The following is a 25,331-nucleotide window of genomic DNA, read 5'->3' on the forward strand; positions in this document are numbered from 1 at the left end:
ATGGAGGGATGATTTATGTTAGATATTTTAAAAAAGAGGAGGAGCATTCGGAAATTTAAAACAGAGAAAGTTGAAAGGGAAAAAATAGATAAATTAATGAAGGCAGCCCTTTTATCACCAAGTTCAAAAAATAAGAAGCCTTGGGAATTTATTATTATTACAGATGAGAGCATATTAGAAAAGCTTTCCAAAGCTAAAGAACATGGAGGATTATTTTTAAAGGGTGCACCATTGGGCATTGTAATTTTAGGAGATGAAGAAAAAAGTGATGTATGGGTAGAAGATACTTCTATTGCATCTATACTTATTCAGATGGAAGCAGAATCTATAGGACTTGGCTCATGTTGGATACAAATAAGAGAAAGACAACATGGCTTGGGAAAAACAGCAGAAGAATATATTCAACAAATATTAAATGTGCCTAAAAATAAGAGGATAGAGTGTATTATTGCAGTGGGATATCCCGATGAACAAAAATCTCCCCATACTGAAGAAGAATTGAGATTTGACAAGGTATATATGAATAAGTATAGGATATAATTAGGGTATAAAAAGATAAAAAAGTTAGTAGCTAGTAGGTATTAGTTATTAGTTGATGGTGGGAATCCTTAGGGATTCCTATTTTTATATAGATAAAATATTCACATTTAAGTAAAGGGTACTATTTACCAATAGAAATTAATATTATAGAATACTGTATGTTGTCATTGGGAATTCTTACCTGCTAGATAGCTGCATTATCAAGTAATAATTATTTTTATAGAGCTACATAAAACAAAAGATAAAGTACATAAGAAGTGGAGGTGTATTAATGTTTAAGATATTTGGCGATAAAGAATCAAAAATGGTTACATATGAGGATGCTATAAAAACCATAAAGACAGTAACAAATGCATTCATTGGACTTGCCATGATACAATTTCTATTTTTAGTAGTATTTTTACAGAATTATGGTGCTATTTTAGATGTTTTAGTGTTGGTGATATTGTCATTAATATTAAAGAAGTTTCCAAATATGCTGTGTGCAGTATTGTTATTTTTACTTAGCTTAGGTGGATTGATAGTGACGGCTATGAATAAATTTGGTATGGGTCAAGGGGGAAAGAATATATATTTAGCATTGTTATTGGTAGTTATTAGTATGAAGGGCATTAAGGCTACTTGGCTTATTAGAAAATTTAAAAAAGAAGCTAAGGCTGAGGTGTAAAAGATAACGGAATAGTGTTTTGGTATCTATAGATAATGAAAAAAACATTTTTTTTATTATAGCATAGGATAGTAGTAAATATGGAATTTTAAAAGGAGAGTAATATTATGAATTCTATGGTAGTATCCTTTGCTAGAGGAGATGTAAATGGTGATAGAATCCCAGATAATGTATATCTTACAGGAACTAAAACTCCCGACAGTCCCTTTGTACAAAATATTAACCTTGTAATTCAAGACGGAAGAACAGGTATGATTGATCGCATTCCCCTTGAGACTGATGCAGGATATAATCCAACACTGACTTTAAGAGATTTTACTGGAGATAGAGTGAAAGATATACTGATAGGTATTAACTCAGGAGGAAGTGGAGGAATTATGTATTATTACATCTATTCATATTTAATGAATAGACCTAGGTTATTGTTCGACTACAATGTATTCAATGAAACATATAAATATGATGTTAATTATAAAGATTATTATAAGGTTGAAGTAGTAAATGTTACAAATCAAATCAAATACTTGATTGACATATCCAACAAAGGAAAGGATTATTTAGATGAAATATATGATGACAATGGCAAACTAAAAAGGCCTATAGAAGGTTTTGTAAATCCCATAAGTGGTCTTTACCCAGTAGATTTTGATTCCGATGGAGTATATGAGCTGCTAATTTATCAAAGGATTGCAGGTAGATATAATGCAGATGCTTTGGGATATATCCAGACAACTTTAGATTGGGATAGGGATAAATTTAGCCTATGGAATCAAGATTTAGCTATTTTTGGAACAGAAATATGAAAAATAACACGGAATATTCCGTGTTATTTTTTATATTAACCCCAATACCTTTACACCTTGAGCTACAATAAAACATAATACAATGCCTGTAATAGTTGGTATTATTAACGATAACCCAGTCCATTTCCAACTCTGAGTTTCTTTATGAATAGTCCACAGAGTTGTGCCGCAGGGCCAATGATTTAAAGAGAACAACATTACACAAACAGCGGTTAACCAAGTCCATCCGTTATCAATAAATAATTGTTTCATTTCATTTAAACTTTCTAATTCCAACATAGCACCCTTAGACATATAGCTCATTATTAATATTGGAATAACTATCTCATTAGCAGGTAAACCCAGAATAAATGCCATTATAATATATCCGTCCATTCCAATAAGTCTTCCAAAGGGGTCTAAAAATTCAGCACAATGGGTTAGGAGGCTTATATTATTAATAGATATATTTGCCATAATCCATATAACTAATCCAGCAGGTGCTGCAATTATTATAGCCCTTCCCAATACAAATAGAGTACGGTCAAATATGGAATGCACAATTATCCTTCCAATTTGAGGTTTTCTATAAGGGGGAAGTTCCAATGTAAATGAGGAAGGCAGACCCTTCAAAATTGTTTTAGATAATATTTTAGATATAAATAGAGTGATTAATACGCCTAGTATAATAGTAGCTAATACTGCTAAAGTAGCTTTAACAGAACTAAATGTACCACTAGTACCAGCTATAAAGATAGTGGCAAGGGCAATAAGTGTGGGAAATCTACCATTACATGGGACGAAATTATTAGTAATAATTGCAATTAACCGTTCTCTGGGAGAATCAATGATTCTACAGGAGATAATACCAGCAGCATTACATCCAAACCCCATACACATGGTTAATGCTTGCTTTCCATGGGCGCACGCTTTTTTAAAGAAATTGTCTAAATTGAAAGCTACCCTTGGTAGATATCCTAAATCTTCAAGTAGAGTAAATAATGGAAAAAATATAGCCATTGGGGGAAGCATTACTGATATTACCCATGCTAAGGTACGATAGCAACCCAATACTAATATATCATGTATCCATATAGGGGTACCCATATTGTTGAGCAATATACTTAATTTACTTTCGACCCAGAAGAGTCCATTGGCTAACATAGCTGATGGAACATTGGCACCTTTAATAGTAATCCAAAATACAATACCCAAAAGTGCTATCATAATGGGAATGCCTAAAAACCTAGAGGTCAGTATATTATCAATCTTTCTATCCAATTGATTATAGGATTTATTATTAAAATGGACAACCTCATTGCTAATATTTTCAGCTGTCTTTACAATGCTTGAAACTATATAATCTCTTAAATTATCCTTAGATATATTTTTTTCTTGTAATTCAGTATTGATGGTTTGTAGATTTTGTTCTAATAATTTATTTTTAGATAGGTCAAAATTGAGATATTTATTCATTGATGCCAATATAGAATCATTTCTATCTATTAGGCGAAGGGATGCCCATTTACTATTAATTTTATTATCTACTAAATTATTAACATGCTCTTCTATTAATGCAACAGATTTTTCTATTGTATCATTGTAGATTATTGTTTTGGGATTAGTTTTGATATCTCCATTGGCTACTTTTTCTACTGTATCTTTCAACTCTTCTAATCCTTTACCTTTTCTTGCGATAGTGCCCACCACTGGGACTCCCAGGAGCTCACTTAATTTATCAAGATCCAGATGAATTCTCTTTCTGGTAGCTTCATCCATAAGGTTTACACAAACCACTACTTTGTCTGTAATTTCCAATATTTGAAGAACTAAATTGAGATTCCTCTCTAAACAGGTAGCATCGGTCACAACTACTGTCGCATGGGGATTACCGAAACAAATAAAGTCTCTAGCTATTTCTTCTTCCACTGAATTTGCAAGCAAAGAGTATGTGCCAGGTAAATCTACTATGACATGATTTTTATTATTATGGATATATTTACCTTGAGCATTGGTAACAGTCTTGCCGGGCCAATTTCCTGTATGCTGTTTAAGTCCTGTGAGAGTATTGAACACTGTGCTTTTACCAGTATTAGGATTACCTGCCAGTGCTATTACAATATCATCAGATGAGTCTAATTTTACTTTGAAACTTTCTTTTAGAGTGTTTAATCCTGTTGATTGACTTGTTAAACCCAATTATAAGACCTCCTTTAAATTGATTCAACGAAAATTTTTGAAGATTCTTCTGATCTTAGAGCTATTACAGCACCTCTAATTTCATATGCTATGGGATCGCCAGCAGGGCTTTTAGTTAAAGAGGTGATAGTTGTATCTTGAATTAAACCTAAATCTAACATTCTTCTGTGGGAATTTCCTTCCGCTATAATTTGTTTTACTTTACCAAGAGAACCAATAGGCAACTGATTTAATGGAATTAAATTTTTATTCATAAGAAAAATCTCCTTTTTTCAATAATTTTTTATTTGTTTGTTTCATAAGTTAGTTATAGGAAACTTTATTTCCTATAACTAATAATTAAGATATGCAAAAATGTTTATATTTGTTATATGTAAAAGTAAAAAAATAAGGGAGAGATGAAAGAATTGAAAAAAGATAAGGAGTTTTACACAGTTCGTGGATATCAAATCTTAAATGCAGAAAGTAAATTATTAACTTCTAGTATGGAAGATTATCTAGAAATGATATATAGAATTTGTATAGAGGAGGATTATGTAAGGATTAATCAATTGGCTAAAAAATTAAATGTACGTCCTCCATCGGCTACTAAAATAGTACAGAAGCTAAATAGGTTAGGATTAGTAGCATATCAAAGATATGGTATTGTCCAATTGACCAAAGAGGGAGAAGAAATAGGTAAATTTTTATTGAAGAGACATATAATTATAGATGAATTCTTAAAAAATCTAGGAATAGAAGAGACTAGGCTTAAAGACACAGAAATGATAGAACATGATATAAGTCTAAATACATTGGAAAGTATATATTTATTGAACAAATTTTTAGCTATGAACCCATATATATTAAAGAAGTATTATATTTTCAAAGAGAAATTTTCGGAAGATATGCAGATATTCTAGTTTATATGAAGAAACTCAAATTTTTTTGCCCTTTTATCAATTTATATAGTGTATTTTAATTATAAAAAAATAGGTGTAACTTTTATACTGTTTCATCGAATAAAGGGTGAAGGAGTGATATAAATGGAAATTAATATTAAAAATCTAAATAAATCATATAAAGGGGTAAAGGCTCTAAAGGATATAAATATAAATATGAAAACACCGGCTATGATAGGGCTTGTAGGTCCAAATGGAGCAGGTAAGAGTACCCTTATGAAGATTTTAGTAGGACAAGCATTGCCTACTTCAGGAAAAATCACAGTTGATGGTAAAAATCTATATAAAAACTTTAGATATTTAAAGAAAAGGCTAGGATATTTGCCCCAAGATTTTGGATTGTATGATGAACTTTCAGTTTACGAGTTTTTAGATTATATGGCTTGTTTAAAAGGAATAACGAAAAATAGGAAAAGAAGAGTTCAGCTTTGCATAGAGGAAACAAATTTAGAACAGAAAAGCAATGCAAAAATAAAGACTCTTTCTGGGGGGCAAAAACAAAGGGTTGGTATAGCACAGGCTATGCTAAATAATCCAGAACTTTTTATAGTTGATGAGCCTACGGTAGGATTAGATCCAGAGGAGAGAATAAAATTTAGAAATCTTTTTTCAAAGGGTTCCAAAGATAAGGTAGTTATATTGTCTACCCATATAATCGAAGATGTACAATCTATATGTAATTATCTAATAGTATTGAATAAAGGTAAAATTTTGTTTAGTGGAATTCCTAGTGAATTGGTAAAGAAGGCAGTAGGACATGTAGGGATGGTAGAGATAGGCAATGATGAAGACAAGATTATAGAAGAAAATTTCAAAATTATATCTACTGTAGTTACTCCTGAGGGTATCAAATATAGGATTGTGGGAGAGGAACTTCCAAATTACTGTACAGAAATAACACCATCTCTTGAGGATGCCTATGTATATTGTATGCTTAAGGAAGGAGCGCTATTAGATGAATAATTTAAAATTGTTCAGAAATGAAATAAAATTTTTTGTAAAATCTAAATTAATATTATCTATGATTGGATTAAATATATTGATTTCCCTATGGGGTATAAACTCTATAAATAATTCCAATGAGATGTTTTTACATAATATGAGAAAAACTGCCATGACCATGGGATTAGGTACTGCAAGATATGGGGCTTTAAGTGGTGTATTGATATTTGCGATGTTAGCAGTATTTATATTGAGTAGAGATCTACGAAAGGAAAGTAGGTGTATTATAGATTCAAGTTTAGACTATGCTAAATTAAACTTAATTAGGATAATAACATTGATCTTTTATAGTGTTATCATGACTTTAATACTACTTATACTATCATTTGCAATGCAAATATTTATATTTAAAATTCCAATAGATATCTCCATATACATCTATTGCTATGGCACAATTTTGTTTCCCGCCATACTATTTTCCATATTACTAAGTAGTGGTATATACATGATTAGTGACAGTATGGATATAACCTTTATATCTATATTGGTTCTGTTTTTTATTAATATATTTTCTAAGAACTATCTACTATCATGGGTGCATACTGTGATACCAGTATTTTCTGATTTCGCAGGCATAAGACCAGTGGGCAAACTAATTATATACAATAGAATATTATGGCTATTTATATCCAGTGGAGTTTTTATATTGGGATATATAAGTAGAAGGAGATATGATGAAAACCTATTTAGTTCCTTTAGGATGAATATAAATAGTAAAATACCTGTTTTATTATTTATATTTTTTGTAATTAGTAGCATATTTATTTGGTCTAAGGAGCCATATATGAAGACATATCCATCTATGACTGCAAATTCAGAAAATATAGATGAAGATATAAGTCTAAAGGAAATTATTGCAGATGTGGAATTGGATAGTGAAGATGAGAGTATGTCAGCCCATTTGTCCTATGGGTTTGAGAATATAAAAAATGCTAATTATATCAGATTCGATACAAATGAAGGGTTAAATATAATAGATATAAAAGTAAACAATAAACAGGGAAGCTATAAAAAGATAGAGAAAACCAATCTTGTTGAGATAGATATTCCAAAGGATAAGCATATAGATATCGATATATATTATAACGGTAAAATAAAATATGATGCGCCATGGGCAATTGGAGGATATATATGTGAAGATAGTGTATACCTACTAGAGAATTCCAATTGGATATTTAGACCTTTAACAGACAGAAAAGACTATGTTGAGGTTTCAGGTTCTATTACTGCCCCTAAAAAATTAACTGTGGTTACACCGGGTAAAACAACAGGTATAGAACAGAAAAATGCAAAAAATAAATGGAAGTATGCTATGAAATCTTTTAATACTGATATGGCAGTTTTTGCAGCTGAGTATGAAAAGACAGCCTTTGAAGTAAATGATGTAGAAATTGAATTTTACTATAGTCCAAAACATAAACGGTATATAGAAGATAAGGAAATTGGAAGTCTAATAAAGAATATGGTTCAATTCTATAGTGCAAAATTCGGTCCATATTATAGTAAAGAACTTCCATTGAAGATAGTTGAAACATCTGTATATAAACCTGGAGGACATTCTTCTGCAAATGTGATCACCTTTGCAGAGTATATGGTCAACAGGGAATTTGATATGCATGACTATGTATTTGTACATGATGTGAAAATAATTGCCCATGAAATTGCACATCAGTGGTGGGGAAGTGCTGTGGAATGTGTACAAGAAATACCTTGGAGTAATGAAGGTATAACTAATTATTCTTCATATAAATATATAGAAGAAGAATTTGGAAAGAATTTAGCATATTCCAATTTAAGTATGTGGGAAAATGCCTATGAAAGATCTAATAAGGGATATTATATGATGAATCCTGAAGAAATGAAGAATTTGAAACAAAGTTATAGGGATAGTCTTCAGATGCAAAAAATAAAAGGACAAGTTTATTATGAAATGCCTCTTAAACTACTAAAGGGAGAAGAAATATTGGGTGAAGAGGTATTTCTGGAGAATATATCGAGAATTTATAGAGAATATTTTTTAAAAGAGTTAACATATGATGATTTTCTTGAACAGATGGGATTAAATAAGGAGATGATATCCATTGAATAATATAAATTTATTAAAGTATGAGATACGTAGGATTATGTATAATAAAAAATATTTCTATATGATTTTAATATTATCATTGCTTACTATAGATATATTAATGAGACTTATAATAAGTGGAACATATAATACAGCTCCCTTTTCTAGGTGGAGTTATTCGGAGTTTATAGCTCTTATTACACCATTGTTATTAGTTATATTAGTACTTTTATGTATATCAGTTTTTGATGAGAGAGAAATGGCAGTAAGGAAGGTTATTTCGGCTACTCTCTTTTCTCAGATAGAATATTATTTTCTAAAGGGAATTTCAATAGGATTGGTATTTATACTTACTGCATTGATACCAATAATAATGAGTTTTATATATTATGGGGTACTATTTAATTATTATGACTTTACTGTATTTATAAAACCCATATTATTGTTTTTATTACCTCCATTTATATTTGTATTGGGAATAGCTATGGTTATGGGCAAAATAAATGTAAAGCTATTGTATTTTATGATTCCAGTGATTTATTTTAGTTGTGCAATGAATTTTGGTTTTCCTATATGGATAGATATATGTGGAAATAATTTTATATCAAGCCATGGCCTTTATCTTCAAGTAAATTTTTTTAATAATGGAGAGATTCCATATAATATGCCATTGAATTTTATTTATAGTAGGATTATATTAATTATATCTGGTATAGGATTGTTTTTATTTGCAGCTAAAAAATTGGATCGTATTCAATGACTTCTATAGTATATTTAAGTTTTATATGCAAAGGAGGGGACATAAGTGAATGAAGATAAAGTTTTAATGACAAAATTCCAAAATGGAGATAAATACAGCTTTGAACAATTAATATTAAAATACAGAAATACGGGAATCTCCTTTGCAAAGAGGTTTTTACACGATAGATATATGGCTGAAGATGTGGTACAAGAGAGTTTTGCCTACATATACGTCTATAGAGACAGATATAACGATAAATATTCTTTTAAGACATATTTATTTACTATCATAAGAAATAAGAGTATTGATTATATAAGAAAAGAAAATAGAATTGTGCTATATAAAGATGACAGTTTTGTTGATCTCAATAGCCCTGAAGAGAGGGTTATTGAAAAGGAAGATAAGGACTTGTTAAATATAAGTATAAATAAATTAAATGACAGTTATAGAACTGCTATATATTTAATAGATTATGAAGGCTTTAAATATAAAGAAGCTGCAAAAATCATGGGAAAAAACCTTGCTCAAATGAAAATATTGATTTATAGGGCTAGAAAAAAATTGAAATGTCTACTTGAAAAGGGGGGGTATTGAAATGAAACCAATAAATGAAAGGGAAAGGGAGTTTATTGATGGTGTTTGGAATAAGGTTAGATATCTGGAATATCAGAGAAACATAAAAGAAGATATGATAGAGGACATAAAAAGATTAAAGCAAAAAAGACTTAAAATTATAGGTATATTTATTCTTGGGGCTATAATTATTTTAATGGCTGGCTTTGTGAATAAAGAATTTAGTATGGGACTGATGTCTATTATGGGAATTTATTTATTAGGATTTAGTAGCTATTATGAAAATTATTTAAGTTTAGATATAAAAGAAAATAGAAGTGCTAAATCTTAAGGGTGGTGTAAAAATGTTTTGGAATCTAGTTGGAAAAGAAATAAAATATCAGTTGAAAAGTATGACATTTTATGCATTTTTAATAGTTGTAATACTTATGTATATGACGCAATTTCAGCCACCTAATAAATATAATCCTTTAAAGCCTATCCCTAGTAATTTAAAAGAAAGTAACGAGACTATTATATCGGCAGATAAAGATAGTATTATGAATAGTGTGTTTTATCATATGGAATATAATATTAATAATGGGGTAACTTTGAAGTACAATACTTTTTCTAAGAGATGGGTTCCATTGTCTGAATTAGAGAAGTCAATTATGGAAACAACAAAGAATAAAATTTTTAGAGATGAAGTAGATGAAAGAGGAAATGTAATAAGTTTAGTTTCATATGATGAATTCATAGAATTAACTAAAAAATTAGATGATAAATTAGGAAGAAATAGCATCTATGATATAAAACGGTTATCTGAAGAAGAATGTATGGATGATTTAATATTGCATTATGGATACAAAGATATAAAAGATCCAAATGAAAAAATAGATGCAATTTATGATTATATGACGAATATTTTAGCAACAGGAAGATATATTGAAATAGGGATATTTTCTAGTGAATATGAAGATTTATCTAATACTCAAAGAAAGGCTATTGAAATAGCTATGGAAAGGATTAGCTCTAACGGAATAGATGAATTTGACAATCTAAATACTAATATAAAATACAATGAAATAGAGAGAATTTTAGATGATTTAAATAATAAAATGGGAGGAAATACTGAATTTGCTAAAAATGAAAGGAAATATATATATCGCAAAAGGCTCTCCTATGAAGATGCGGAAAAAAGATTTGGTGAGATCATAAATAAGGATAAAATAACTAATGCATATGCTAGATATTTTTCTGATTATATGGGACTTACAGCGGGATTTTATGCTATATTTATAGCAGCATTTTTATTTTCAAAAAGGCAGAGGCAAAAGATGGATGCTTTAATAAATAGAGATAAAACATCTATAAAGACAGTTATTTTATCTAAATATATAGGAGTATGTATTTGCATACTTTTATGTTATGTATTGGTTGCAACCCATGCTACATATAGATTTTACCTTATATCTTCAAATTTCAATTATACTGTGGATTTATTTGCTTTTTATAAATATATATTTATTTGGGTATTGCCCACGGTAATGTTTACTATTGCGATAGGTATGCTATTGTCAATTGTTTTAAATAGACCCATATTGACTATAATTATACAGGGAATTTTATATGGGGTTTCAGTACTTCCTCTTAAGGGAGACTATGGATTATCAAAATTCATGATTAGGTTTAATGTATTGGGATATTATGAGGATTATATCAAATGGCAGCCACAGATTATTAGAAATAGAATTTTTTATACTGTTTTATCTATAGGCATTGTTATATTTACTATATATATATGGAATAAAAGGTATATGAAAAAAGTTGTCAATTGATAAACATAGATTTAGAATTATTGTATGTCTTGTTTAGAATATATATATTTGGGTAAAAGATAAAAAGTATTTAAAGACATTATAGGTTTTTAATTTCTACATTTATTAATATTTTAAAAATTAAAGTTTGATACCTATATTATTGATAAGATTAAAAAAAGGTGGGGTTTATTGTGATGTGGAAAGATAAATATAAAGTTGGTATAGATTTAATAGACCAGCAGCATCAAGAGCTTTTTAACCGTGTATCTGAATTTATTAGGACTGTTGAAAATGAAGATAGTTGGGAAAAAAAATTAAATAAGGTAAAAGAGACCATGGATTTTATGCAAAAGTATGTAGTAATCCATTTTGATCAAGAGGAGGCATATCAAAGAAAGATTGATTATCCAGATACCCAAAAACATAAGCAGATTCATGAAGAGTTTAAGGGAGTAGTAAATAATTATGTTAAACTATTTGAAGAGGAAGGTTTTACAGAGGAGAAGATACAGGAATTTAGTGCTAAACTGATGACCTGGTTAATTATGCATGTAGCACAAACCGACCAAAAAATAGGGGATTATGTAAAGAATAAAGGAGGAGAAATTCTATGAAATCAGAGTATGTAAACTCCTTTTATAAAGCAACTAAGGATGTATTTAATCTAATGCTTGATATAGATACTGAAAGAGGAGATTTAAAAGTAGTAGAAGGCATGGTAAGTAGTAAAGATGCCAATGTAATTTTAGGAGTTACAGGAGATCTTAAAGGTACAATTCTATTTAGTTTTCCTAAAGAGATGACTTTAGAAATGGTAAAGATTATGTCTGGAATGCCAATTAAAAAAATTGATAATTTTGTATCCTCAGCATTGGGAGAAGTAGCCAATATAATCGGTGGGAATGCACTGACTATATTAAATAATAATGACTATATATGTGATATAGTACCACCACAAATTTTTATAGGAGAGTATAAATCATATTCTATGGCCAATGAGAGGGCATTATTTTTACCTTTAAAGACCCCTATTGGAGAATTTGATATTAATATATATTTAAAAGAAAATTAGCATGTTATTATTTTCTACCTAAGTATTCTTCTAAGGTAATATTTTTAGCAGTTATATCTTTAGCAGTTTCATTTCCTACATATCTAAGATGCCACGGTTCATATTGATATCCTGTAATGGATTCTTTACCTTGAGGGTATCTGATTATAAAACCAAATTTATGGGCATTTTTTTTAATCCATTTCCCTTCTTTGGTTTTTCCAAAATTTTGTGTCAAACTGAAATTTACTGAACGACTAGTTATATCCATAGCTAGTCCAGTTTGATGTTCACTCTGTCCAGGTTTGGCACTAAATTGATTTGCAGTTTCAAGTCCATGTTTATTAACATTGGAATTGAATATTGTATTTTGTCTGTCGTAGGATCTGTAGCCAGATACTGCATATAAGTCAATATTTTCTCTTTTTCCTTGTACAAACAGCCTTTCTAGGGCCAATGCAGCGTCTTTTCTCATTAGTTTTTTTGGGTTATATTCTTTAAATGGAAAAGAAACATTTGGTATAACAAGATTTTTTGGTATATAATCTGATGAAATGGAATTATTTTTATTTACTAAAACTAAGATATCACTGAGATTTGATTTAATATTATTATTAAGTAGTTCTTGCTCTAAATAATTTTTAGTATTAGGACCATATATCCCATCATCAGCTAAATTCTTGTATTGATTTTGAAATCTGAGCATAGCTGATTTAGTATTAGGTCCATATATCCCGTCTACTGCCAAGTGATAACCGATTTTATTTAGTGCTCTCTGTATATTTTTTATCTCATTTCCTTGATGTCCAATATGAATAATGTTATCAGGCAAACTGTTTATTATTTTTATTATCTCTTTAGTAGGTATATATATAATTTGATTGGGATAGATTAAGTTAGTTTTTAAATGGTTAAAATCTTTTAAATGCTTAACTGTTATGCCAAATTTTTTAGCAATTTTAAATAAGCTATCTCCTGACTTTACTGCATAATTATTTGTAGCTTCAGTAGGGATAGGATTACTATGTGTACTGGCTTCAACATTGATAGAACTGAAAGGAATGGATGCAATTAGTAAAGAACCAAGCATAATATTGATTGTTTTTATTCTTAAATTTGGAATTTTGTATTCTATATAATTTTTAATTTCTTTTTTAAAGTCTTTAACTTTTTCCTGTTTGTTTGACAAAAATTCCATTGAGGTCTCATCGTATTGTCTTTGTAGATATAGTTCAACTATGTATTCATCTTCAACTTTAATTATTTTATGATTTATAAATATATTCATTTTTTTCACCTCCATTACTTTTTATTATGCATTGATATAGAATGAATTATACTAAATACTATTTAGCCTATTTACTTATGTATATATAGATGATATAACTAATATGGTAGTCAATTTTTATAATGATTTATTGCATAAATATATTGTACTAGGGGGAGCTATGGTGGTATTAAAAGGAATTCTTATTGGAATATTTGTTTCATTGCCTGTAGGTCCTATAGGGCTTTTATCTATTCAAAGGACATTAAATAGAGGGTGGAAGATAGGTTTTCTTTCAGGTGTTGGTGCAGCAGTATCAGATCTAGTTTATTCATCCATTGCAATTTTGGGAATGGGATTTATTGATGATTTTTTAGAAAGAAATAGATATATTATTAATGAAATAACAGGAATTTTATTTTTAATCATTGGAATAAGTATTATTATGAAGGCTGTATGCAATAAAAAAGTAAATACAGAGACAAAAGAAGATATTATACATCCAGCCTTTTCTACATTTTTAATGGGTTTGTCCAATCCCATGACTTTTTTTATTTTTTTGGCTATTTTTACTAAGATAGGTATAGATGTAAATGTAGACAATTTTAAGCAAAATATAGTATTGGTAATTTCGATTTTTTTAGGTTCCTCTATATTGTGGTTTTTCACTTCTAATTTAGTTAAAGAGTCTAAAAAAAATTATAAAGAATGTAGTCTCTCTTTTATAGATAAGATAATAGGTACTATAATAAGTATTTTTGGCATTATGAATTTACTTAAAGGTATAATGAGATTTTAAGTTATATGATTTTGCATATACTAAATACAATAAACATATGAGGTATCATTATAAATAGGGGTGTATATATGAATCAATATATTCGTTTGATAGCACCGCATAGGAAGTTGAAGGATATATCTGATAGTGTGATAAAAAACAAGGGACTATATAAGGAGACCATTGATACAGTTGTGGGAGATTTGAGTACTGGTGTAATTAAAGCTGTAGAAGCTAAAAAAGAGGGTATAGAGATTATAATTACTAGAGGAGGAACAGCTACTCTTATTAAGAATAAAGTAGACATACCAGTTGTAGAAATCAAAGTTACAGGATATGATTTGCTGAGGGCATTAAAGAAATATATAGGTACCCATAAGAAAATAGCAGTTATTGGATATAGCAATGTGATAACAGGTGCTAGAAGTATAGGGGAAATATTAGGACTTGATATATGTTGGTTTAAGATAGATAAGGAATCTGAAGCTATAGATAAAGTTAATGATGCTATAAATTTAGGGGTGGAGGTTGTAGTAGGTGATACTATATCTGTTATGGCAGCCAAAAGTAAGGGGTTGGAACATAGATTTATAATGTCTGGAAAGGAAGCAGTTATCAATGCCATAGAAGAGGCAATAAAGATACATGAAATCTCCATGAGAGAAAGAGAGAAAAGTAAAAGGCTGAAAGCTATCTTGGATTTTTCTCATGAAGGGATTATGTCTGTAGATAGTAAAGGAGTAGTAAATGTTTATAATACAGCAGCAGAGAAGATATTTAACAAGCCTTATAAAGAAGTTATAGGAAAACCAGTCAAAGATATAATACCAAATACTAGATTACCAGAAGTGCTAAAATCAGGAGAAATGGAATTGGGTCGAATTCAAAAGATAAATGATAATATGAATATAGCAGTAAATAGGGTGCCAATAATTATAAAAAATGAGGTAAGGGGAGCCGTAACGACATTTCAAGATATAACTAAAATACAAGAATTAGAACAGAAGATAAGAAAGGAAATATTTAAGAGGGGACTTATAGCAAGGCATACCTTTCAGGATATATTAGGTGTAAGTCAAGAAATAAAGCGTATCATAAAATTGGCAAAAAAATATGCGAAAATAGACTCTACAGTATTGATACTTGGAAAAAGTGGTACAGGTAAGGAGCTTTTTGCACAATCCATACATAATTATAGCAATAGAAAAAAAGGCCCATTTGTTGCTATTAACTGCGCAGCATTACCTAGCAATTTATTGGAAAGTGAATTATTTGGATATGTGGAAGGTGCATTTACAGGAGCAAGAAGAGGTGGAAAGCAAGGTCTATTTGAGATAGCCCATAATGGAACAATATTTTTAGATGAAATAGGTGAGATGGATGCTATGCTTCAGGCCAGAATTCTTAGAGTTATCCAAGAACGTGAGGTTATGCGTATAGGCGATGATAAGTTGATTCCAATAAATGTACGTATTATAACTGCAACAAATAAAGATTTGAAAGAAGAAGTTATAAATGGTAATTTTAGAGAAGATTTATACTATAGATTAAATGTATTGAATTTAAAAATACCACAGTTAAAAGATAGAAAAGAAGATATCAAGATATTAGTAGATTTATTTTTAAATAAATTTAGTAAAAAATATGGAACTAAAGTTAAAGAGATAGACAATGATATGTTAGAATTTTTTCAACAATATGATTGGCCAGGTAATATAAGGGAGTTGCAGAATGTCATAGAAAAGATATCTGTAATAAGTGATACTAATATAGCTAAAAAAGAAGATTTGGATATAATCATAAGAGAATTGTGTAGTGAAGGTGATAATATAGAACATCAAGATGTATTGCTACAAGGAACTTTAAAGGATATAGAAAAAAGGATATTAATAAAGGTGTTAAAAGAGGAAAATTACAATAAGACAAAAGCTGCTATGAGATTAGGCATAGATAGGGGAACTATAAATAGAAAACTAAAAAACTGAAAAGATGTATATTGCATCGTGACTGATGCAATATACATCTTTTTTTTATAGAGTTTTTTATATTCAATATGGCTATGAGAAGATTATAATATATAGACTTTGAAAATTAGTCGTTTGTAAAGAATTTTGCTTAAAACTAATTAAATGGCATAAATCTTGCTTCTTTATTAAAGTAGACAGAAAATTTAAAAATAAAGGAGGAAAGACAATGGGATTAAAGGCTATAATTGCAAATTCTAAAGACAATGTTGCTACAGCTATTTCTAATATCGTGAAAAAAGAAAAGGTTTCCATGAACCTAGAAGATGATATTGTGGAAATAGTATCAAACCAAGATATACCCTTTGGACATAAGATGTCTCTAAAAGATATAAAAAAGGGCGATGATGTCATAAAATATGGAGAAGTAATAGGAATGGCAACTCAAGATATTAATAGAGGGGATTATGTACACATTCATAATGTTGAAAGCAAAAGAGGAAGAGGAGATTTAACAAAATAGGAGGAGGTATTGGTATGAAAATAATGGGCTATAGAAGAGAAAATGGAAAAATAGGCATAAGGAATCATGTAGTAATACTTCCAACATCTGTATGTTCCAGTGAAACAGCAGTAAGAATCAGTAGAAATGTAGAAGGAAGTATAGCGTTGCCCCATCAGCATGGTTGCTGTCAAGTAGGAGCGGACCATGACCAGACTGTAAGGACTTTAATAGGGCTTGGAAGCAATCCCAATGTGGCTAAAGTATTGGTAGTAGGTCTAGGATGTGAGGGTGCAGAACCTACCTATGTAGCCGATGAAATAAGGAAAACAGGAAAAACAGTAGAGACCATTACTATTCAACAGTGTGGAGGCACATTAAAGACTATAGAGAAGGGAACAAGGATAGCTAGAGATATGGTACAAAGTGTGGCAAATATTCCTAGAGAAGAAGTAGATATGGATGAAATAGTTTTAGGCATAGAATGTGGAGGAACTGATACTACCTCGGGTATAGCTGCCAATCCAGCAGTAGGTGTAAGCTCAGATATCCTTATAAAAAAAGGTGGTACTGCAATGCTCTCAGAGACTACTGAATTGATAGGGGCAGAACATATATTGGCCAAGAGGGCTGTAAATAGAGAAGTAGCTGAAAAATTGATAGAAATAGTGGACAGAACTGAAAAAAGGGCTATGAGTTTAGGCGTAGATATAAGGGGCAGTCAACCTACACCAGGAAATATAGAAGGTGGTGTGATAACTATAGAAGAAAAATCTTTAGGATGTATATATAAGGCAGGCTCTGCACCTATACAAGGAGTATTAGAGTATGCAGAATGTCCTAAAGGAAAGGGATTCTATGTAATGGATACTCCTGGTCAGGATATAGAATCTATTACTGGCATGTTAGCTGGAGGTGCCCAGATAATTATATTTACTACAGGGAGGGGCACACCTACGGGATCGCCAATAGCGCCAGTTATAAAAATAACCGGTAATAGTAATACCTATAATAATATGATAGACAATATGGATATAAATGCTGGAAAAATAATTGATGAACAAGTATCAATAGAGGATTTAGGAAAAGAGATATTTGAAGAGATGGTTAAAGTATGTAATGGTAAAATAACTAAGGCAGAGGCCCTTAAACATAGGGAATTCGGCATATATAAAATAGCCCCCACATTTTAGATAAAGGCAATATTATGTAAAGTACATGGACATGTATTTTACATAATATTTGGAATTACGAAAATAGAATAAATTTTATAATTTATTGAGGAGGAATAAAGTTGAAAATCAAAGAGAATATAGAGAAAATACCAGGAGGAATGATGGTTGTACCTCTAGTTATAGGAGCAATTATTAATACTTTTTTTCCACAATTATTAGAAATAGGAGGATTTACTACAGCTATAGCTAATGGAGCTGGTGCCTTGATAGGTGTGTTTTTAGTATGTATGGGTGCAGGTATAAGTTTTAAGGCAGCACCAAAGGCCATTAAGAAAGGTGCAGCTATTACTTTAAGTAAGTTTATAATAGGAGTTGTAATAGGACTAATAGTAGCTAAATTTTTTGGACAAAATGGATTATTTGGACTTTCTTCTCTTGCTATAATATCAGCTATGACCAATACTAATGGAGGTCTTTATGCAGCGCTTACAGGAGAATTTGGGGATGAAACTGATGTAGGGGCTATAGCAATAATATCTGTAAATGATGGTCCTTTTTTAACTATGATAGCATTGGGAACAGCTGGAATTGCCAGTATACCCTTTAAAGCATTAATAGCAGTTATTTTACCTATAATTGTGGGTATGATTTTAGGGAATTTAGATGCAAAGATGAGAGACTTTTTGACTAAAGGTGGTCCTATATTGATACCGTTTTTTGCATTTGCACTAGGTGCAGGAATCAATTTCCAAATGCTTATAAAAGCAGGATTACCAGGTATATTGTTAGGTATTATAACTACATTGATAGGAGGAACATTTAACATATTGGCTGATAAAGCTACAGGTGGTTCAGGTGTAGGAGGAGCGGCAGCTTCCAGTACAGCAGGAAATGCAGTAGCGACACCAGCAGCAGTGGCAATGGCAGATCCAGCACTTAAATCTATAGCTGCTGTAGCTACTCCACAAGTGGCTGCATCTACAATAACAACTGCACTGTTGGCACCAATCCTTACAACATACATTGCAAAAAGAAATAAAAGACTTAACAAAAAAGAAAATGCTGATTAAATAGGAGAGGATATTGTGACTAATAAATTTATCATTATTGCAGACGATTTGACAGGCTCCAATGATACCGGTGTACAATTTAGTAAAAAAGGTTTGAAAACAGGAGTAGTTACAGACTTTTCTGGTATAAAAGAGGCTATAAATAATTTAGATACTATTGTAATAGATACAGAGAGTAGATTTGATAAGAAAGAAATAGCATATGATAAGGTTAAAGAAGTAGCAAATATAGCAGAAACTGAAGGAGTTAATTATATATATAAAAAAATAGACTCTACATTAAGAGGAAATATAGGCTCTGAAATAGAGGCTGCTATGGAAGGTTTTAATAGTAATCTAGCAATAATAGTGCCAGCATTACCAGAGAATGGCCGTACTACAGTAGGAGGCATACATTTTGTAGACAATATTCCCCTTGAGCAAACGGAGATAGCTCAAGACCCCATTACACCTGTTAAAAATTCCTTTGTGCCAGAAATAATTACATTGCAGACAGATAAAAAAGTGGGAATAATAGGTTTGCAAGATGTAATTAAAGGAACAGAAATATTGAAAAATAAGATCATTAAACTAAATAATCAAGGGTATGAAATCATTGTAATAGATGCTAATAATAAATCTAACCTTAAAGATATAGCAGATACCATTGCCCTTTTAGATAAAAAGATAATAATGTCGGGTTCGGCAGGACTGGCTGAATATTTACCAGAGGCCTTAAACTTAATAGATAGAAATGAGAATAGAGAAGGGACTGTGGTTATAATAGCAGGTAGTGTAAGTGATAATACAAGAAATCAAGTAAATTACCTATCTTCCTATGCCAATATAGAGATTATAGATATAGATATAAAGAGAATGTTTTTGAATCCAGAGGAAGAAAAGAAAAGGATTTTAGAATTAGTAAATAGATGTGTAAAGGAAGATAGAGATATAGTAATAAGAAGTGCAAAGGATAGACAGCAAGTTAAATATGCTAGAGATATAGGTAGAGAAAAAGGCCTTGCCAGCAACAATGTAAGTGATAATATTGCCCAGTTTTTTGGATTATTAACTAGGGAGATATGTAATAAACAAAATATAAAGGGTCTGATGTTAACCGGGGGAGATATAGCTATAAAGACAGCTAAATTTATGGAGGTTTCAGGAATAATAATAGAGGATGAAATATTGCCAGCTATACCCTATGGATATTTCATAAGTGAAAAATTTGGAGAAATACCTATTGTAACCAAAGCAGGGGGATTTGGAAAAGAAGATACGATGATCAAGGTCATAGAGTTTTTGAAGAAAGGATGATAGTTGATGAAAAGGAATGTACCATTGATAGGTGTAACTATGGGAGACCCTGCAGGAATTGGACCAGAAATTATATTAAAGAGTTTTAAAAATACCATTAGGCAACAAAATTATAATATTTTAGTTATAGGTAATATGGATGTAATGAAAAAGGTAAAGGATATTATAGGGATTGAAGATATAATACTAAATGAAGTCCATGATACCGATGAATGTGATTTTAGTGATAATATCTTGAATGTGTTAAATATTGATAATATAAAGATAGATGAATTATTACCAGGAGAGATACAAAAGATGGCAGGGAATGCAGCGTATGAGTATGTAGAAAGGGCAGTAAAGTTGACATTGGATGATGAAATAGATGCCATTTCTACAGCACCTTTAAACAAAGAAGCAATGCATTTGGCAGGACATAATTATCCTGGTCATACAGAAATTCTAGCAAGATTGAGCAATGGAAAAGATTATGCTATGTTTTTATATGATGAAAGCTTAAAGGTGATCCATGTATCTACCCATGTATCATTACTTGAAGCTATACAAGGATTGTCAAAGGATAGGATTGAATCAGTAATAAAACTTGCAGATAGTACTATGAAAAGACTGGGGTATGAAGACCCTAAAATAGCAGTAGCAGGTATCAATCCCCATGCTGGCGAAGGTGGATTATTTGGGGATGAAGAAATATCAACAATAAATCCAGCTATAGAAGAATGCAAAAGTTTGGGAATAAATGTGCAAGGGTCAATTTCTCCAGATACGGTATTTGTAAGGGCAAAGGATAAAGAGTTTGATATTGTAGTAGTTATGTACCATGACCAAGGTCATATTCCCCTTAAATTATTAGGATTCCATAGTGGAGTAAATGTAACTGTAGGTTTACCCATCATAAGGACATCAGTTGACCATGGAACAGCATTTAATGTTGCATGGAAAGGATTGGCAGATGAGAGTAGTATGACGCAGTCTATACAATTAGCAGCTAGATTGATAGGTAAATAGCGGGTAGTATGTGGTTACTAATTAATATGATATTTTTATTAAAAAAAGGAGTTAAATCTCTATAGAGATTTAACTCCTTTTTTTAATAAAAATTCATCTTGTGTTGAAATTAACAATAAAATAATATAGAATATAAATAGAAAATGATATTCATTTTCAATTACATAAAAATTATTGAAAAATATATTTAGGGGGTGAATCATAGTGCATGAATTAATTATATCAGGAATAGCATTTGGTCTATTTATTACTTGCCCAAGAATGGCTGGAATGATGCATATAATCAATAAGCATTCCAATAGCTCTGTACTAAGGACAGTTATAACAGGTACTATAATATCTATTCCCCTATTGTTGATTATGGTGGGGTTTTTTAACCTTTTTGGTATATGGGGAGCTGCTATTTTTTGTGTGTTAACTGATTTTACTGCTGCATTTATTATGAAGGAAATTAGTATCAATGCAGCAATAGAGACATTTATTATAGCATTATTTGTAGTATTGGGAGTGAAGGTAGCACCTATAATATCAAACTTAATAATAGGCTAGTCAAATACATAAATTTTTTTGAGGGTGATTACATATGAAAGATAAATTAGGTTTTACAAGGGAAAATATTATATCTAGTTTAGCCTTTGCCTTTTTTGTTGTTTGTCCAAGAATGGCTGGGATGATGCATGTAATAGAGAGTTATACTAATGTTTCTATGTTGTATACCGTCTTGGTGGGCATAGTTATATCTATACCACTATTAAGATTAATGGTATTTATTTTTGCTAAATCAGGAGTATGGGCTGCACTTGGGTTTTGTGTCTTTACAGACTTAGGTTCTGCATTGATAATGAATGGAATTAATATTAGTGCGACAATAGAGATTCTTGTGATAGCAATTTTTATGGTAATAGGAGTAAAATCAGCACCTCGTATATTAAATATATTTATTAAAAAACAAGAAGATAAAAAAACAGACGAAGAGGAAGAGATGAAAGAGGATAATGAAAGCTATAAAGATGAGGCATATGAAGAAGAGGAATTAGAAGATAGTAGTGTAAAGGAAGATTAAATTTTATAAGTTAAAAATAATTTCAAATAAATGGAGGAATTTAAATGAAAAAAAAGAGTGCTAATTTCAAAACATGTTTGAGGCCTGTACCAGATTTATTGATATCATGTAGAGATAGAGAAGGCAATGACAATGCTCTAGCTGTTGAATATGCTTGTAATTGCAGTTTTGATCCTCCTATGGTAATGGTTGGTATAGTTCCAACACGCTATTCATATCCTATAATCAAGGAAACGGGAGTATTTGTTGTCAACTTAGTGACTGAAGCTCTTAGAAAACAATATAAATATCTTGGAACTCATAGTGGAAAAGATGAAGACAAGCTAGCTAAACTAGGCATGAATATAGGTGAAGGAGTTAAAGTTAATGCACCGTTATTGTTGGATTGTCCTGTAAATATAGAATGTAGTGTTGTAGATTCTATAAAAACTGGTTCTCATGAAATGTTTATAGGCAAGATCAATTATGTACATGCCAATAAAGGTATAGTTGATACAGAAGGGAATATTGATTACTCAAAAATACAATTCTTAAAATTTAGATAAGTATAAAATTGATATTAAAATGAGAAAAAACATAATAATTATCATTATTTAGACTGATGACAAAGGGATAAAAATAGCCAAATCTTTAGAAAGATTTGGCTATTTTAATGCTACTTGTGTCGAATGTTGTAGAAAAACATCGAAAATCATAGAATATTTATTGAAAATATGAATAAATATCAATATAATAAGAGTAAATATTATGAATATTAAAAAGGAGAGTGATTATGAGAAGTATAAAAAGCAAATTAATATTAATTTTTTGCAGTTTAGTTGTAGTATCTACTAGTTTGATTGCGTATTTAGGTTTTGCAAAAAGCTCCAATGGTATGAATGAAGTTCAATATCAAGTATTGAAAGAGAAACTTTCAGCAGATATTAATTCAGCTAATCAATATTTAAAAAATGAATTTGGATATCTAAAACTACAAAATGAAAAATTAGTTGATAAAAATGGTGTCAGTATAGAAGAAAGATATGAATTGGTCGATACAATTTTAAAAGATTTGGGAAATGTCGCCACTATATTTGCAAAGGAAAATAATGACTTTATGAGGGTTATTACGAATATCAAGAAAGAGGATGGAAGTAGAGCGGTAGGTACTTTTTTAGGAGGGGACAGCAAGGCATATAATAGTATTATAAAAGGCAAACGATATGTAGGGGAGGCAGATATATTAGGGGAATCTTATTTGACAGCATATGACCCTATAAAGGATGCGAAAGGCCAAATTATAGGTATTTTATTTGTTGGTATTTCTATGACAGAGGTAGAAGCTCTAATTCAACATAATTTAGATGATATAAGGAATTATTTTTTACTAATAACTTTTATTGTGATTATTTTTTCTATATTAATAGCGTTTTTGGCTGGTAAACATATTACTGATCCCACTAAAATGGCAGTTTCACATATAGATACAATAGCAAATTTTGATCTTACAAAAGATATACCAAATAAATTTACTAATAAAAAAGATGAAATAGGGGCATTGGCAAGGTCGATAAAGTCTATTGAAGATAATTTACGAAATATGATTAAGAAAGTAGGAGATACATCGGAACAAGTAACATCATCATCTGAAGAATTAACTGCTACTACTCAACAGTCTTCTATAGCAGCTGAAGAAGTTGCTAAAACTATATCTGAGATAGCAGAGGGAGCAACAAACCAAGCACAGAATACTGCAGAAGGAGCTGAAAAATTAATAGAGTTAAGTGAACTAATTGAAAAGGATCAACATAAATTAAAGGAGTTGACAATGGCATCGAAAAAAGTAGAAGAATTGGCTAAAGATGGTCTAGGTGTGATGAATAATTTATCTTCAAAAACTAAGGAAAGTAGTAGAGCGGCTGATGATGTATATAATAGCATTATCAAGACTAATGAGAGTTCTACAAAGATAGATCAAGCAAGTAATCTAATAAGTGAAATAACAGAGCAAATTAATTTATTAGCTTTAAATGCAGCAATTGAAGCAGCTAGAGCTGGTGAATATGGAAAAGGGTTTGCAGTGGTAGCAGATGAAATTAGAAAGCTTGCAGAACAATCAACTCAATCAACCAAAATTATTGATGACATGGTCAATGCACTACAAGATAACTCTGATATAGCAGTAAAAACTATGGATGGTGTGGGGGCTATATTAGAAGAACAAGTGAAAAATATGAAAATTACTGAAGAAAAATATCTAGAGATTATCAAGGCAATAGAAAATACCCACAAAATTATACAGGGATTAAATGATTCAGGGCATATAATGGAGCAGAAGAAAAATGAAGTAAATGATACTATAGATGCATTATCGGCATTAGCTCAACAAAATGCAGCTGGAACAGAAGAGGTTTCTGCCTCTATGGAGGAACAATCAGCATCAATAGAAGAAATCACAAATGCCAGTGAAGGGTTAGCAAGACTTGCTCAGGCATTACAAAACTTGATTAGTAAATTTAGAATTTAAGTATTATTGTAACTATTTCTTGACAAATATATATATAAGTATTATCCTATATAACAGAATTAAAAATTAAATATTTCTATTTATCTTTTAGAACTTAGAGGTGCATTATTTAATAGTACAGCAGTGGAGTTAAGCTACGTTGAAGCTGTTGGAAAGGAGATATTGCCGAAATATACAGTTAATTGCTTTAATACTGTATATTGGTCTTGTATAGAATATATCCAAGACTGTCACAAACATTCATTTTGTGGAGCGCTATAGTTTGATAGGAGAAGAAGAGTTGTTTCTATACTTCCTTGCATAAGGAGGTTTAGTAGCGATGATATTAAATTCAAATCCTTAAG

General features: G+C 30.5%; 26 protein-coding genes and 1 riboswitch. Of the genes, 23 read left to right on the forward strand and 3 right to left on the reverse strand.

Going from position 1 to position 25,331, the window contains the following annotated elements; genetic code table 11:
- Positions 1 to 15: 15 nt before the first annotated feature.
- The 3 genes from Q326_RS0106725 to Q326_RS0106735 all read left to right on the forward strand — a co-directional run bounded on the left by Q326_RS0106725 (position 16) and on the right by Q326_RS0106735 (position 2,010).
- A complete protein-coding gene (locus Q326_RS0106725) occupies positions 16 to 540 on the forward strand; it encodes a nitroreductase family protein (RefSeq protein WP_026894679.1) in 525 nt (174 codons plus the stop codon).
- Between the two features lie 271 nt (positions 541 to 811).
- On the forward strand, positions 812 to 1,207 hold the full coding sequence (locus tag Q326_RS0106730; RefSeq protein WP_026894680.1) for a hypothetical protein: 396 nt from the start codon (positions 812 to 814) through the stop codon (positions 1,205 to 1,207).
- Positions 1,208 to 1,314: 107 nt separating this feature from the next.
- Positions 1,315 to 2,010: a hypothetical protein gene (locus Q326_RS0106735; RefSeq protein WP_034601464.1), complete on the forward strand. Its 696-nt coding sequence runs from the start codon at positions 1,315 to 1,317 to the stop codon at positions 2,008 to 2,010.
- A gap of 30 nt (positions 2,011 to 2,040) precedes the next feature.
- Here Q326_RS0106735 and feoB read toward each other — a convergent pair whose 3' ends face one another.
- Together feoB and Q326_RS0106745 are read right to left on the reverse strand one after the other, a co-directional pair.
- Complete coding sequence (feoB, locus tag Q326_RS0106740; RefSeq protein WP_026894682.1) at positions 2,041 to 4,188, reverse strand: ferrous iron transport protein B; 2,148 nt, start codon at positions 4,186 to 4,188, stop codon at positions 2,041 to 2,043.
- A 14-nt stretch (positions 4,189 to 4,202) separates the two neighbouring features.
- Entirely contained in the window at positions 4,203 to 4,442 is a 240-nt protein-coding gene (locus Q326_RS0106745) for a FeoA family protein (protein WP_026894683.1), read from the reverse strand.
- Between the two features lie 144 nt (positions 4,443 to 4,586).
- Between Q326_RS0106745 and Q326_RS0106750 the strand changes: the two genes are divergently transcribed.
- The 9 genes from Q326_RS0106750 to Q326_RS0106790 all read left to right on the forward strand — a co-directional run bounded on the left by Q326_RS0106750 (position 4,587) and on the right by Q326_RS0106790 (position 12,382).
- Positions 4,587 to 5,090 carry a metal-dependent transcriptional regulator gene (locus tag Q326_RS0106750; RefSeq protein WP_205687656.1) on the forward strand — a complete coding sequence of 168 codons (504 nt, stop codon included), beginning with the start codon at positions 4,587 to 4,589 and terminating at the stop codon, positions 5,088 to 5,090.
- Between the two features lie 123 nt (positions 5,091 to 5,213).
- Positions 5,214 to 6,092, forward strand: coding sequence for an ABC transporter ATP-binding protein (locus Q326_RS0106755; RefSeq protein ID WP_026894685.1), 879 nt, complete (start codon positions 5,214 to 5,216; stop codon positions 6,090 to 6,092).
- The gene (locus Q326_RS0106760; protein WP_026894686.1) at positions 6,085 to 8,220 is read left to right on the forward strand and encodes a M1 family aminopeptidase; all 2,136 of its coding nucleotides are present in this window, start codon (positions 6,085 to 6,087) and stop codon (positions 8,218 to 8,220) included. The genes Q326_RS0106755 and Q326_RS0106760 overlap by 8 nt, the downstream gene beginning before the upstream one ends.
- Positions 8,213 to 8,956 (forward strand): hypothetical protein, encoded by a 744-nt coding sequence (locus Q326_RS0106765; protein WP_026894687.1) that lies wholly within the window; start codon positions 8,213 to 8,215, stop codon positions 8,954 to 8,956. The genes Q326_RS0106760 and Q326_RS0106765 overlap by 8 nt, the downstream gene beginning before the upstream one ends.
- Positions 8,957 to 9,001: 45 nt before the next feature.
- Positions 9,002 to 9,532 (forward strand): RNA polymerase sigma factor, encoded by a 531-nt coding sequence (locus tag Q326_RS0106770; RefSeq protein WP_026894688.1) that lies wholly within the window; start codon positions 9,002 to 9,004, stop codon positions 9,530 to 9,532.
- Position 9,533: 1 nt separating this feature from the next.
- On the forward strand, positions 9,534 to 9,842 hold the full coding sequence (locus Q326_RS0106775; RefSeq protein WP_026894689.1) for a hypothetical protein: 309 nt from the start codon (positions 9,534 to 9,536) through the stop codon (positions 9,840 to 9,842).
- Between the two features lie 13 nt (positions 9,843 to 9,855).
- Positions 9,856 to 11,328, forward strand: a complete 1,473-nt coding sequence (locus tag Q326_RS0106780; protein ID WP_026894690.1) for an ABC transporter permease — start codon at positions 9,856 to 9,858, stop codon at positions 11,326 to 11,328.
- 176 nt (positions 11,329 to 11,504) lie between these two features.
- Positions 11,505 to 11,924: a bacteriohemerythrin gene (locus tag Q326_RS0106785; RefSeq protein ID WP_051531268.1), complete on the forward strand. Its 420-nt coding sequence runs from the start codon at positions 11,505 to 11,507 to the stop codon at positions 11,922 to 11,924.
- The gene (locus tag Q326_RS0106790; protein WP_026894692.1) at positions 11,921 to 12,382 is read left to right on the forward strand and encodes a chemotaxis protein CheX; all 462 of its coding nucleotides are present in this window, start codon (positions 11,921 to 11,923) and stop codon (positions 12,380 to 12,382) included. The genes Q326_RS0106785 and Q326_RS0106790 overlap by 4 nt, the downstream gene beginning before the upstream one ends.
- Before the next feature lie 7 nt (positions 12,383 to 12,389).
- On the opposite strand, the gene Q326_RS0106795 is transcribed toward Q326_RS0106790, so the two are convergent.
- On the reverse strand, positions 12,390 to 13,649 hold the full coding sequence (locus tag Q326_RS0106795; RefSeq protein ID WP_026894693.1) for a D-alanyl-D-alanine carboxypeptidase family protein: 1,260 nt from the start codon (positions 13,647 to 13,649) through the stop codon (positions 12,390 to 12,392).
- A gap of 160 nt (positions 13,650 to 13,809) precedes the next feature.
- Here Q326_RS0106795 and Q326_RS0106800 point away from each other — a divergent pair, with 160 nt between their 5' ends.
- From Q326_RS0106800 to Q326_RS17920, 11 genes are all read left to right on the forward strand, one after another.
- Positions 13,810 to 14,427 carry a LysE family translocator gene (locus Q326_RS0106800; protein ID WP_169733578.1) on the forward strand — a complete coding sequence of 206 codons (618 nt, stop codon included), beginning with the start codon at positions 13,810 to 13,812 and terminating at the stop codon, positions 14,425 to 14,427.
- Positions 14,428 to 14,495: 68 nt separating this feature from the next.
- Positions 14,496 to 16,391, forward strand: a complete 1,896-nt coding sequence (locus tag Q326_RS0106805; protein ID WP_026894695.1) for a sigma-54-dependent Fis family transcriptional regulator — start codon at positions 14,496 to 14,498, stop codon at positions 16,389 to 16,391.
- A 208-nt stretch (positions 16,392 to 16,599) separates the two neighbouring features.
- A complete protein-coding gene (locus Q326_RS0106810; RefSeq protein ID WP_026894696.1) occupies positions 16,600 to 16,893 on the forward strand; it encodes a UxaA family hydrolase in 294 nt (97 codons plus the stop codon).
- Positions 16,894 to 16,907: 14 nt separating this feature from the next.
- On the forward strand, positions 16,908 to 18,065 hold the full coding sequence (locus Q326_RS0106815; RefSeq protein ID WP_026894697.1) for a UxaA family hydrolase: 1,158 nt from the start codon (positions 16,908 to 16,910) through the stop codon (positions 18,063 to 18,065).
- Positions 18,066 to 18,166: 101 nt separating this feature from the next.
- Positions 18,167 to 19,117: a 2-keto-3-deoxygluconate permease gene (locus Q326_RS0106820; protein ID WP_026894698.1), complete on the forward strand. Its 951-nt coding sequence runs from the start codon at positions 18,167 to 18,169 to the stop codon at positions 19,115 to 19,117.
- A 15-nt stretch (positions 19,118 to 19,132) separates the two neighbouring features.
- A complete protein-coding gene (locus Q326_RS0106825; protein WP_026894699.1) occupies positions 19,133 to 20,413 on the forward strand; it encodes a four-carbon acid sugar kinase family protein in 1,281 nt (426 codons plus the stop codon).
- A gap of 6 nt (positions 20,414 to 20,419) precedes the next feature.
- On the forward strand, positions 20,420 to 21,418 hold the full coding sequence (pdxA, locus tag Q326_RS0106830) for a 4-hydroxythreonine-4-phosphate dehydrogenase PdxA (RefSeq protein WP_026894700.1): 999 nt from the start codon (positions 20,420 to 20,422) through the stop codon (positions 21,416 to 21,418).
- Positions 21,419 to 21,622: 204 nt separating this feature from the next.
- Positions 21,623 to 21,967: a hypothetical protein gene (locus tag Q326_RS0106835; RefSeq protein WP_205687657.1), complete on the forward strand. Its 345-nt coding sequence runs from the start codon at positions 21,623 to 21,625 to the stop codon at positions 21,965 to 21,967.
- Between the two features lie 34 nt (positions 21,968 to 22,001).
- A complete protein-coding gene (locus Q326_RS16900; protein WP_026894702.1) occupies positions 22,002 to 22,481 on the forward strand; it encodes a hypothetical protein in 480 nt (159 codons plus the stop codon).
- 44 nt (positions 22,482 to 22,525) lie between these two features.
- Positions 22,526 to 23,026, forward strand: a complete 501-nt coding sequence (locus tag Q326_RS0106845) for a flavin reductase family protein (RefSeq protein ID WP_026894703.1) — start codon at positions 22,526 to 22,528, stop codon at positions 23,024 to 23,026.
- A 227-nt stretch (positions 23,027 to 23,253) separates the two neighbouring features.
- Positions 23,254 to 24,987 carry a methyl-accepting chemotaxis protein gene (locus tag Q326_RS17920; protein ID WP_026894704.1) on the forward strand — a complete coding sequence of 578 codons (1,734 nt, stop codon included), beginning with the start codon at positions 23,254 to 23,256 and terminating at the stop codon, positions 24,985 to 24,987.
- Between the two features lie 87 nt (positions 24,988 to 25,074).
- A riboswitch (Lysine riboswitch) is annotated at positions 25,075 to 25,253 on the forward strand.
- The last annotated feature ends 78 nt before the right edge of the window (positions 25,254 to 25,331 follow it).

The organism is Clostridiisalibacter paucivorans DSM 22131 (assembly GCF_000620125.1).
Classification (GTDB): domain Bacteria; phylum Bacillota; class Clostridia; order Tissierellales; family Clostridiisalibacteraceae; genus Clostridiisalibacter; species Clostridiisalibacter paucivorans.

Coding starts and splice junctions, on each gene's coding strand:
- Q326_RS0106805 (WP_026894695.1), top strand. CDS start 14,496: ATGAATCAATATATTCGTTTGATAGCACCGCATAGGAAGTTGAAGGAT.
- Q326_RS17920 (WP_026894704.1), top strand. CDS start 23,254: ATGAGAAGTATAAAAAGCAAATTAATATTAATTTTTTGCAGTTTAGTT.
- Q326_RS0106730 (WP_026894680.1), top strand. CDS start 812: ATGTTTAAGATATTTGGCGATAAAGAATCAAAAATGGTTACATATGAG.
- Q326_RS0106800 (WP_169733578.1), top strand. CDS start 13,810: ATGGTGGTATTAAAAGGAATTCTTATTGGAATATTTGTTTCATTGCCT.
- Q326_RS0106795 (WP_026894693.1), bottom strand. CDS start 13,649: ATGAATATATTTATAAATCATAAAATAATTAAAGTTGAAGATGAATAC.
- Q326_RS0106790 (WP_026894692.1), top strand. CDS start 11,921: ATGAAATCAGAGTATGTAAACTCCTTTTATAAAGCAACTAAGGATGTA.
- Q326_RS0106750 (WP_205687656.1), top strand. CDS start 4,587: ATGAAAGAATTGAAAAAAGATAAGGAGTTTTACACAGTTCGTGGATAT.
- Q326_RS0106755 (WP_026894685.1), top strand. CDS start 5,214: ATGGAAATTAATATTAAAAATCTAAATAAATCATATAAAGGGGTAAAG.
- Q326_RS0106780 (WP_026894690.1), top strand. CDS start 9,856: ATGTTTTGGAATCTAGTTGGAAAAGAAATAAAATATCAGTTGAAAAGT.
- Q326_RS0106785 (WP_051531268.1), top strand. CDS start 11,505: ATGTGGAAAGATAAATATAAAGTTGGTATAGATTTAATAGACCAGCAG.
- Q326_RS0106760 (WP_026894686.1), top strand. CDS start 6,085: ATGAATAATTTAAAATTGTTCAGAAATGAAATAAAATTTTTTGTAAAA.
- Q326_RS0106745 (WP_026894683.1), bottom strand. CDS start 4,442: ATGAATAAAAATTTAATTCCATTAAATCAGTTGCCTATTGGTTCTCTT.
- pdxA (WP_026894700.1), top strand. CDS start 20,420: ATGAAAAGGAATGTACCATTGATAGGTGTAACTATGGGAGACCCTGCA.
- Q326_RS0106725 (WP_026894679.1), top strand. CDS start 16: ATGTTAGATATTTTAAAAAAGAGGAGGAGCATTCGGAAATTTAAAACA.
- Q326_RS0106815 (WP_026894697.1), top strand. CDS start 16,908: ATGAAAATAATGGGCTATAGAAGAGAAAATGGAAAAATAGGCATAAGG.
- Q326_RS0106845 (WP_026894703.1), top strand. CDS start 22,526: ATGAAAAAAAAGAGTGCTAATTTCAAAACATGTTTGAGGCCTGTACCA.
- Q326_RS0106735 (WP_034601464.1), top strand. CDS start 1,315: ATGAATTCTATGGTAGTATCCTTTGCTAGAGGAGATGTAAATGGTGAT.
- Q326_RS0106775 (WP_026894689.1), top strand. CDS start 9,534: ATGAAACCAATAAATGAAAGGGAAAGGGAGTTTATTGATGGTGTTTGG.
- Q326_RS16900 (WP_026894702.1), top strand. CDS start 22,002: ATGAAAGATAAATTAGGTTTTACAAGGGAAAATATTATATCTAGTTTA.
- Q326_RS0106810 (WP_026894696.1), top strand. CDS start 16,600: ATGGGATTAAAGGCTATAATTGCAAATTCTAAAGACAATGTTGCTACA.